This is a genomic window from Micromonospora echinofusca (assembly GCF_017614955.1).
GTDB lineage: Bacteria > Actinomycetota > Actinomycetes > Mycobacteriales > Micromonosporaceae > Micromonospora > Micromonospora echinofusca_A.
The window spans coordinates 1-9,470 of the sequence record NZ_WVUH01000291.1 but is presented as its reverse complement, the minus strand read 5'-3'; the positions used below and the strand labels follow the sequence as shown (position 1 = coordinate 9,470).

General features: G+C 73.4%; 11 protein-coding genes and 1 pseudogene. 8 read left to right on the top strand and 4 right to left on the bottom strand.

What is annotated here, in order from left to right:
* Positions 1 to 269 precede the first annotated feature (269 nt).
* Positions 270 to 1,772, top strand: a complete 1,503-nt coding sequence (locus GSF22_RS25770) for a glycoside hydrolase family 3 protein (protein ID WP_208816324.1) — start codon at positions 270 to 272, stop codon at positions 1,770 to 1,772.
* Positions 1,773 to 1,824: 52 nt separating this feature from the next.
* On the opposite strand, the pseudogene GSF22_RS25765 reads toward GSF22_RS25770, so the two are convergent.
* A pseudogene (locus GSF22_RS25765) lies at positions 1,825 to 2,109 on the bottom strand (GNAT family N-acetyltransferase); the annotation flags it as partial.
* 33 nt (positions 2,110 to 2,142) lie between these two features.
* A complete protein-coding gene (locus GSF22_RS25760) occupies positions 2,143 to 3,363 on the bottom strand; it encodes a cysteine desulfurase-like protein (protein WP_208816322.1) in 1,221 nt (406 codons plus the stop codon).
* Positions 3,364 to 3,460: 97 nt separating this feature from the next.
* Here GSF22_RS25760 and GSF22_RS25755 point away from each other — a divergent pair, with 97 nt between their 5' ends.
* The 7 genes from GSF22_RS25755 to GSF22_RS25725 all read left to right on the top strand — a co-directional run bounded on the left by GSF22_RS25755 (position 3,461) and on the right by GSF22_RS25725 (position 7,940).
* Positions 3,461 to 3,823, top strand: coding sequence for a hypothetical protein (locus tag GSF22_RS25755; protein WP_208816321.1), 363 nt, complete (start codon positions 3,461 to 3,463; stop codon positions 3,821 to 3,823).
* Positions 3,824 to 3,883: 60 nt separating this feature from the next.
* The gene (locus GSF22_RS25750; protein ID WP_208816320.1) at positions 3,884 to 4,705 is read left to right on the top strand and encodes a DUF1206 domain-containing protein; all 822 of its coding nucleotides are present in this window, start codon (positions 3,884 to 3,886) and stop codon (positions 4,703 to 4,705) included.
* Positions 4,706 to 4,819: 114 nt separating this feature from the next.
* On the top strand, positions 4,820 to 6,112 hold the full coding sequence (locus GSF22_RS25745; protein WP_208816319.1) for a mechanosensitive ion channel family protein: 1,293 nt from the start codon (positions 4,820 to 4,822) through the stop codon (positions 6,110 to 6,112).
* A 189-nt stretch (positions 6,113 to 6,301) separates the two neighbouring features.
* The gene (locus GSF22_RS25740; RefSeq protein ID WP_208816318.1) at positions 6,302 to 6,736 is read left to right on the top strand and encodes a phage holin family protein; all 435 of its coding nucleotides are present in this window, start codon (positions 6,302 to 6,304) and stop codon (positions 6,734 to 6,736) included.
* A complete protein-coding gene (locus GSF22_RS25735; protein WP_208816317.1) occupies positions 6,733 to 7,089 on the top strand; it encodes a DUF3618 domain-containing protein in 357 nt (118 codons plus the stop codon). Before GSF22_RS25740 ends, GSF22_RS25735 begins: the two co-directional genes overlap by 4 nt.
* 8 nt (positions 7,090 to 7,097) lie before the next feature.
* On the top strand, positions 7,098 to 7,358 hold the full coding sequence (locus GSF22_RS25730) for a DUF4235 domain-containing protein (RefSeq protein WP_439957804.1): 261 nt from the start codon (positions 7,098 to 7,100) through the stop codon (positions 7,356 to 7,358).
* A gap of 378 nt (positions 7,359 to 7,736) precedes the next feature.
* A complete protein-coding gene (locus GSF22_RS25725; protein WP_007075740.1) occupies positions 7,737 to 7,940 on the top strand; it encodes a cold-shock protein in 204 nt (67 codons plus the stop codon).
* A gap of 180 nt (positions 7,941 to 8,120) precedes the next feature.
* Here GSF22_RS25725 and GSF22_RS25720 read toward each other — a convergent pair whose 3' ends face one another.
* Positions 8,121 to 8,351 carry a hypothetical protein gene (locus tag GSF22_RS25720; RefSeq protein WP_208816315.1) on the bottom strand — a complete coding sequence of 77 codons (231 nt, stop codon included), beginning with the start codon at positions 8,349 to 8,351 and terminating at the stop codon, positions 8,121 to 8,123.
* Positions 8,345 to 9,328, bottom strand: a complete 984-nt coding sequence (locus tag GSF22_RS25715; RefSeq protein WP_208816314.1) for an aldo/keto reductase — start codon at positions 9,326 to 9,328, stop codon at positions 8,345 to 8,347. The genes GSF22_RS25720 and GSF22_RS25715 overlap by 7 nt, the downstream gene beginning before the upstream one ends.
* Positions 9,329 to 9,470 lie beyond the last annotated feature (142 nt).

The following is a 9,470-nucleotide window of genomic DNA, read 5'->3' as shown; positions in this document are numbered from 1 at the left end:
GAGCAGGAGCAGCCCGCCGACGACCATCCCGAGGAGGCGCACCCCGGGTACGTCGTACCAACTGATCTCCTCGGCGGCGAGCGGGGCGGTGAGCGGCAGGGCGGCGGTGGGGAGTCCGGACATGTCCGCACTGTGCCACGTCGGTGCCGGAGGCGCGCTCCCACAATAGGAAGGTTTGTTGACTATTTAACGGCCGGATGTGACCATGGCAGCACCCGCCGCCACCGGAACGCGGCGGGCGGCACTTGGTGATTCGGGGGTTCGGCTGGATGAGCACTTCGACGGGTAACCTGCCCAGCCTGGCGGCGGCCGTCCTGCAACCCGGGTTCGTCGGCACCACACCGCCGCCCTGGGTCTGCCGCTGGCTCGGCGAGGGGCTGACCTCGGTGGTCCTCTTCGCCCGCAACGTCACCGACTACGACCAGGTCACCCGGCTTACCGCGATGCTCCGCAGCGAGCGTCCCGACGTGCTCGTCGCCATCGACGAGGAGGCCGGCGACGTGACCCGGATGGAGTCGGTGCGGGGCAGCTCCCGGCCCGGCAACCTCGCCCTGGGGGCGATCGACGACCCGGCGTTGACCGAGGACGTCGCCCACGACCTCGGACGCGAGCTGGCCGCCGCCGGCATCACCCTCAACTACGCCCCCGACGCCGACGTGAACTCCAACCCGGCCAACCCGGTGATCGGGGTACGCGCCTTCGGGGCCGACCCGCAGCTCGTCGCCCGGCACACCGCCGCCTGGGTACGCGGTCTGCAACGCGGCGGCGTGGCCGCCTGCGCCAAGCACTTCCCCGGCCACGGTGACACCCACGTCGACTCCCACCTGGACGTGCCCCGGATCGAGGCCAGCCGGGCCGCCCTCGACGCCTGCGAACTGCCCCCGTTCCGGGCCGCCATCGACGCCGGGGTGCAGGCCGTGATGAGCGGCCACCTGCTGGTCCCGGCGCTGGACCCGGAGCTGCCGGCAACCCTCAGCCGGCGCATCCTGACCGGTCTGCTCCGCGAGGAGATGGGCTTCCAGGGCGCGGTGATCACCGACGGCATCGAGATGCGCGCCGTCGCCGACCGGTACGGCCTCGGGGGCGCCGCGGTGCGGGCCCTCGCCGCCGGTGCCGACGCGATCTGCGTCGGTGGCGGGTACGCCGACGAGGCGACCGCCCTGACCCTGCGCGATGCGATCGTCGCCGCCGTCGTCAACGGTGAGCTGGCCGAGGAGCGACTGGTCGAGGCCGCGAAACGGGTCGACCAGCTGGCCGCCTGGACGGTCTCGGCCCGGGGCGACCGGGCCGGGGCGGTCCCGGGCCCGGACGGCTCCCCGGTCGGGCTGGCCGCCGCCCGCCGGGCGGTACGCCTCACCGTCGCCCCCGGGCCGGCCGCACCGCTGCCGCTGACCGGCCCGGTGCACGTGGTGGAGTTCGAACCGCCCCGCAACATCGCGATCGGCCCGGAGACCCCGTGGGGGGTGGCCGCCCCGCTGGCCGCCCGGCTGCCGGGCACCACGACGGTCCGGGTCGGACCGGAGACGCCGGCCAGCGCCGCCGACCTCTGTGGCCCCGCCGTCGACCGTCCGCTCGTCCTCGTGGTACGCGACCTGCACCGGCACCCCTGGATGCGCGCGGCGGTCGACGCCGCCCTCGCCGGCCGGCCGGACGCGGTCGTGGTGGAGCTGGGCGTACCGGCGGCGGTGACCGGTCAGGTGCACCTCGCCACCTACGGCGCCAGCCGGGTCGGTGCCCGGGCCGCCGTCGAGGTGCTCACCGGCGCCCACTGACCACCCGACCGGGGCGCCCCGCCCCGCCCCGCCGGGCCGGACGCGCCGGACGTCAGCCGGTGGTCAGGTCGGCGTACTCGGGATGCCGGTCGATGTACGCGGAGACGAACGGACAGCGGGCGATCACCCGGCCGCCCCGGGCCCGGACCTGGTCCAGCGCGCCCCGGGCCAGCGTCCCGCCGAGCCCCAGGTCCCGGAACTCCGGATCGACCTCGGTGTGGGTGAAGACGACGGTCTCGCCGCGCAACTGGTACGCCGCGAAGCCGGCCAGGGCGTCGTCGACCAGGATCTCGAACCGACGGCGCGCCGGATTGTCCTCGACCAGGGTGTTCACCCCGTCATTGTGGCTGCTCGGCGCGGGCTGCGGGGGTCAACCCCGGTGCTGGCCGTCGATCAGCCCGTCGACCGCGTCGAGCAGGCCGTCCACCTCGTCGGCCGTGTTGTAGTGGTAGATGCTGACCCGGACCCCACCGCCGGTGTCCCGCAGCCCCATGGTGGTGAAGTACTCGTAGGCGTAGTAGTCACCCGAGGAGACGCAGATCCCGCGTCCGCCCAGCGCCGTGGCGACCTCGGCCGGGTGCCGACCGTCGATCCGGAACGACACCGTCGGGCAGCGCCGTTGCGGCGCGCCGTACACGGTGACCTGTGGCCGGGCCGCGAACCCGGTCAGCAGCCGGTCCAGCAGTTCCGCCTCGTACGCCTGCGCGGCGGCGAGACTGTGCCGCAACCGGCTGCGCCGGCTCCCGGTGCCGTCCCCGGCCAGCCCGGCGAGGTGGTCCACCGCCGCCCGGAGCCCGGCGAGCAGCGGGAAGGCCGGCGTACCCGCCTCGAACCGCTGCGGCACGGTGTCCGGGGCGGGCATCAGCTTCGCCGGCCGAAGCGGGGCCCAGCGGGCCGGGTCGGCGACCATCGCGGCCAGGTGCGGCCCGGACCACTTGTAGGCACTGGTGACCAGGAAGTCGGCGCCCAGCGCCGCCAGGTCGGTCGGCAGGTGCGGGACGGCGTGCACCCCGTCCACGCAGACCAGGGCCCCGACGGCGTGGGCGGTCCGGGCGATCGCCGCGACGTCCGGGACGGTGCCGATCGCGTTGCTCGCCCCGGTCACCGCCACCAGCCGGGTCCGTTCCCCGACCAGGTCGGCGTACTGGTCGACGGGCAACTCACCGGTCACCGGGTCGAACTCCGCCCAGCGCACCGTCGCCCCGGCCACCCCGGCGGCCTGTACCCACGGCCGGACGTTCGCGTCGTGATCGAGCCGGGAGACCACCACCTCGTCACCGGGGCGCCAGTCGGCGCTCAGCAGACCGGCCAGCTGGTACGTCAGGGCGGTGGCGCTCGGCCCCAGGACCACCCCGTCCGGGTCCCCGCCGACCAGGTCGGCGATCGCCGCCCGGGCCTCGGCGAGCAGCCGCAGCGACCGCCGGCCCGGCGCGTTCGCCTCGGTACGGTTGGCGATCGACGTGGTCATGGCGGCGGCGACGGCCTCGGCCACCGTGCCGGCGGTCTGGGTACCGGCCGCACCGTCGAAGTGGGTGAGACCCTCGGCGAGGGCGGGGTAGGCGGCCCGGATCCGGGCGACGTCCAGCGACATGCCGGCCACCCTAACGCCCACTCCCGGCGGTCGGCAGCGACCGGACCGGCCGTCCGGCGTCGGGGCGGACGGGCGGGCCCCCCGTACCCTTGGTCGGGTGACGAACCGACGCATCCCCTCGTTGACCCCCGCCCGTCGCGCCGCCGGCCTGCTCGCCGGGCTGGCCCTCGGCGCCGCCGTACTCGCCGGTTGCAGTTCCGAGGGCGCCTCCACCGACTGCGGGCTGGACGCCTGCACCGTCACCTTCGACCGGGGTGTCGAGGCGAAGGCCTCGATCCTCGGCGTGGACGCCAGGCTGGTCAGTGCCCAGGGCGACCAGGTGACCCTCGAGGTCGCCGGTGAGCAGATCACCCTCACCACCGGCCAGGCGGCCACCGAGGTGGGCGGCCTCTTCGTGACCCTGGACAGCGCCACCGACACCCAGGTCAAGGTACGCATCTCACGTAACCAGAACGGCTGAGTCGGGCGGGTGGGCGGTGGCCCACGTTTGGAAATCTCCGGAACCGGTGATTGTGGCGCCATGTCGCTCACCAGAAACGCTGAAGCCACCGCCTCCCGTACCGCCAACAGCAGATCCCTGGAACTGCTCGCCCGGGCCGGATTCATCGGGTACGGCATCGTCCACCTCCTCATCGCCTGGCTCGCCCTCCAGATCGCCTTCGGTCGCTCCACCGGGGACGGGGACCAGTCCGGCGCCCTGCAGACCCTCGCCGCCCAGCCGATGGGCAAGTTCCTCGTCGGCGCGATCGGGGTCGGCCTGCTCGCCATGGCCCTCTGGCAGGCCCTCGAAGCGGTCGTCGGGCACCGCTCCGAGCAGGGCGGCCACCGGACCACGGAGCGGATCGCCTCCGTCGGGCGGACCGTCGTCTACCTCTACTTCGCCTGGAGCGCGTGGAAGGTCCTCTCCGGCGCCGAGGCGTCCAGCGCCGACAAGTCGGAGGCGTTCAGCGGCAAGCTGATGGAGTCCGCCGGGGGCCGTTGGCTGGTCGGGCTGGCCGGCCTGGTGCTCGCCGCCATCGGCGTGGGGCTGGTCGTCTACGGGGTGAAGAAGAAGTTCCTCAAGCACCTCAAGACCGGCGAGATGAGCCCGAAGACCCGCCGGCTCAGCGAGCGGCTGGGTGTGGCCGGGTACGCCGCCAAGGGCGGGGTGTACGGCATCGCCGGTCTGCTGGTGATCCTCGCCGCGGTCAACTACGACCCGGACCGGGCCCGTGGCCTGGACGCCGCGCTGCGTACGCTGCGTGACCAGTCGTACGGCACGCTGCTGCTCACGCTGATGGCGCTGGGTCTCGCCGCTTACGGTGTGTACTGCTTCGTGCAGTCCCGCTACCGCAAGGTCTGACTGGCCGGATCGGGCGACACCGGGCACCATAGGGCCTTTGCCCGGGCTGGTCCTCCTGCACCCTCGCAGCGACCGGCCCGGGTGCCCCGGCCGTCCGCGAAGGAGGAAGCACTGGTGCAGACCTATCTCGGTACGATCGCCGCGACGCTCGCCGCCGCGGCGGTCGCGCTCGTCGGGGTGGAGGTGGCCCATCGGGTCATCCGCCGGCTCGGCCGGCGCTCCCTGCTGTTGACCGAGCTCTCCGAGCACTCGCACCGGCCGTTCCGGGTCGCCGCCACCGTCCTCGCCGTGCAGTTCGCCGTCCGGTTCAGCACCGGGTACGCGGTCGGTGAGCCCTGGCGACGGGCGCTGCTGCACGGGCTCGTGCTCGCGGTGATCGCGGCGACCGCCTGGTTCGTGGCGTCCCTGCTGGTGGTGACCGAGGACACCGCGTTGGCCCGGTTCCGTACCGACGTCCCGGACAACCGGCACGCGCGGCGGATCCGTACCCAGGTGGTGATGCTGCGGCGGGTGACGATCGCGGTCATCGTCGTCCTCGCCGGGGGCGTGATGCTGATGACCTTCCCGGCGGTCCGGGGGGTCGGCGCGAGCGTGCTCGCCTCGGCCGGGGTGATCGGGGTGGTCGCCGCGCTCGCCGCGCAGAGCCTGCTCGGCAACGTCTTCGCCGGTCTCCAGCTCGCCTTCAGCGACGCGGTACGCCTCGACGACGTGGTCGTCGTCGAGGGGGAGTGGGGCCGGATCGAGGAGCTGACCCTCAGCTACGTGGTGGTGCAGATCTGGGACGACCGACGGCTGATCCTGCCCACCTCCTACTTCACCAGCAAACCCTTCCAGAACTGGACCCGTACCCAGGCCGCCGTGCTGGGCACCGCCGAGTTCGACGTGGACTGGGCGGTACCGGTGCAGTCCATGCGGGAGGAGCTGCGCCGGCTGGTCGAGGGGACCGACCTGTGGGACGGCCGGGTCTGCGTGCTCCAGGTGACCGACGCGGTCGGCGGCATGGTCCGGGTACGCGCGCTGGTGAGTGCCGCCGACGCGCCGCGCCTGTGGGACCTGCGCTGCCTGGTCCGCGAGCATCTGGTGGGCTGGCTGCGCGACCAGCGGCCGACCGCGCTGCCCCGGCTGCGCACCGAGGTGGGCGACGCCTCCGCCGCGCTGGTCTGGCAGTCCACCCCTGCCCGCCGTCCGGTCCGCCGCCGTACGGAGAACGGCCGCGCCGACGGGCACACCGGGAACGGGCGAGCCGACGGGCACACCGGGAACGGCCGCGCCGACGGGACCCCTGCCGACGGCCCCGACGGCGTCCCCGTTCCCGACGACGCCCGGGTCTTCGGTGGCAGCCACGACGGCGACGCCCGGGGTGGCGCCTTCGTCGGCCCGGACGAGCCCGTCGAGGCAAACCGCTGAACCGGTAAGGAAGGGCCCCCTCTTATCGCATCCTGTAGGTGAAGGGGCCCTTCCCAACTCCCGACGCCGGTGCTGGCCGACCGTCTCCGGCGCGTGACGCGGCACGGTCCGACGGACTGACCCCTCCGCACAGGATTGGCCGGTGACGACTCCGGGCATACAGCGCGGTGGTGAAGAAAGGAGGACAGCATGGCTGACGTAGCGAGTCGCGGTACGTCCCGGACCGGGGCGGAGGCGTCGACCGCCGAACTGGTGCAGCGCGCCACCGAGCAGGTCACCCGACTCATCCGGGACGAGTTGGCCCTGGCCCGCGCGGAGCTGGCCGAGAAGGGCCGGCACGCCGGGAAGGGGGTCGGTCTCTTCGGCGGCGGCGGCGCCCTCGCCCTCTACGGGCTCGGCGTGCTGATCGCCGCGGCGGTGCTGCTGCTGGCGTCGGTACTGCCGGCGTGGGTGGCCGCGTTGATCGTCGCGGTGGTGCTCTTCCTGGTCGCCGGGGTGCTCGCCCTCGCCGGGAAGAAGCAGGTCAGCCAGGCGGTCCCGCCGACGCCCCAGGAGACGGTCCGCAGCGTCCGGGCGGACATGGACACCGTGACCGCCGCGGTCCGGGACAGGGGACGGTCATGACCGGCAACGGCAACCGTAACGTCGACCCGGAGACGTTGCGCGCGGAGATCCGACGGACCCGGATCGAGCTCGGGGAGACGGTCGAGGCGCTGGCCGCCAAGGCGGACGTCAAGGCCCGGCTCAAGGACTCGGCCGACCAGGCGAAGGAACGGATGCGGGAGCAGGCCGCCCAGACCCGGGACCGGGTACGGGAACAGGCGGTACGACTGCGCGGGCAGGCCGCCGCGGTACGCGCCGCCGGGCCGCGCTCGGGTACCACGGTGCGCCGTGGCCCGCTGCCGGTCGCGGTGCTGCTCGCCGGTGCGGTGGCGGTCGTGGTGGTGCTGGTGGTACGAGGGAGGCGTAGCAGGTGAGCAGGGGAATCAGCCACGCGGCGTACAAGCCGGTCGGGGTGCTGCTGGGCATCGCGGCCGGTGCGGTGGCCGGTACGGTGTTCCGACAGGTCTGGAAGGTGACCGCCGGGGACGGCGAGGCACCGAGCGCGACCGACGAGGACCGGCGCTGGGGCGAGATCCTCGCGGCGGCGGCCCTCCAGGGTGCGATCTTCGCGGTGGTGCGGGCGGCCGTGGACCGGGGCGGGGCGGTCGGCGTCCGCCGGTTGACCGGCCGCTGGCCGAACTGAGCGGCCCGCCCGCCGACCCCTGCCGGCAGCTCTTCCGGACCCCCTCCGCCACCTGCGCGGAGGGGGTCCGGCGGCTTCGGGTTATACCGGGTGCTGCCGGTCCGCGCCAGTAGCCGTCCGCACAGCCACGGGTACGGAGAACGGGCCGGTTCATGATCTGGGACGGGTCGAACCCGTGCGTTCTCGGGTCTCATGTCGGAGAATTTCGTCGGGTAGGCTGTGCGAAGTTTTTGCGTACGTGGTTTGCTGTTCCACGCTGTTGAGAGACGGCGTGGGTTGAGAAGTCTCCTCCGTGGGGGCAGCCTCAGGCACCGCTGCTCGAAAACGGCCAACCGGCCGCACGGCGTGCTCGGCCGCCAGTTTTAGAAGGAGATACACATGGCGCAGGGAACCGTGAAGTGGTTCAACGCAGACAAGGGCTTCGGCTTCATCACCGTCGACGGCGGGGGTGCTGACGTGTTCGTCCACTTCTCGGCGATCCAGACCAGCGGCTACCGCACGCTGGAGGAGAACCAGCGGGTGGAGTTCGAGATCGCTCAGGGCCAGAAGGGCCCGCAGGCTGAGCAGGTCCGTCCCATCTGAGCAGTCGGCACCACGTAACAACAACAGCAGCACGACAGAGCCCCGGACCGGGTGGTCCGGGGCTCTGTCGTATTCCCGTCACCGTGGCCGGCCGCGGGTCGGCGCGACCGGCGACCGTGCCGCCGGCACCGGTGCGGCCAGCGGCGCCGGGCGGCCAGCGCACGGCACTCGCGGGTGCGGTCAGCGGCGCCGGGCGGCCAGCGCCCGCCGGAGCAGCAGCAGCCCGGCCAGGACCAGCACCGGTCCGACCACCACCCAGACCCGGTGGCCGGTCATCAGGCTGCCCGGCACGTAGCCGAGCCCCTGCACCGTCCAGAGCGCGCCGACCACCACGGCCAGCAGGCCGGCGGTCAGCGGCAGCCAACTGCGGACCGGGCCGTTCTGCGGGTCCGTCCCGCCCCGGGTCACCACCGGTCGTGCACCTGCGGGCGGATCAGGTCGTCGTAGCCGGTCCGGACGGCGGCGAGGGTGTCGGCGTCCAGGGGTGGCACCGCTGCGGCGGCGGCGTTGCCCCGGGCCTGGGCCGCGTCCCGGGCGCCGGGGATCACCACGGTCACCCCCGGCTGGTCGAGGATCCAGCGCAGCGCGAACTGCGCCATGGTGACCGACTCCGGAACGAGCGGGGCGAGCCGGCGGACGGCGGCCAGCCCGACACCGTAGTCCACACCGGAGAAGGTCTCCCCGACGTCGAACGCCTCGCCGTGCCGGTTGTAGCTGCGGTGGTCGTCGGCGGCGAACCGGGTCCGCTCGTCGTACCGGCCGGAGAGCAGGCCACTGGCCAGCGGCACCCGGGCGATGATGCCCACCCCGGCGGCGGAGGCGGCCGGCAGTACCTGCTCCAGCGGCTTGTGCCGCAGCGCGTTGAGGATGATCTGGATGCTGGCCACCCCGGGGCGGGCGATCGCGGTCAGCGCCTGGTCGCAGGTCTCCACGCTCACCCCGTACCCGGTGATCCGCTCCTCGGCGACCAGGGTGTCCAGGGCGTCGAAGACGGTGTCGGAGTCGACCACCGCGCTCGGCGGGCAGTGCAGCTGCACCAGGTCGAGGCGGTCCACCCCGAGGTTGGTCCGGGAGCGGTCCGTCCACTGGCGGAAGTTGGCCAGGGTGTACGCCTCGGGGGTCTGCGGCACCCGACGACCCATCTTGGTCGCCACCAGCAGACCGGCGTCCGGGTGCGACCGGAGGTACCGGCCGATCAGTTGCTCGCTGCGCCCGTCGCCGTACACGTCGGCGGTGTCGACGAAGGTCACGCCGGCCGTCACGGCGGCGTCGAGGGTCTCCAGGGCGGTCGTCTCGCTGACCGTGCCCCAGTCCGCCCCGAATTGCCAGGCACCGAGTCCGACCACCCCGACCGCCCGACCGAGCCGGGTGAAGCTGCGTTCTTCCACGGCCCGAGCCTAGTCGCCCCGTTGTCCGGGACCGGAGACGCCGCTACCGTGTATGCAAAACGTACGTACGGTTTATTTGAGGAGGCGCCCGTATGTGGGAACCCGGTACCTACCTGCGCTACGCCGAGGAACGCTCCCGGCC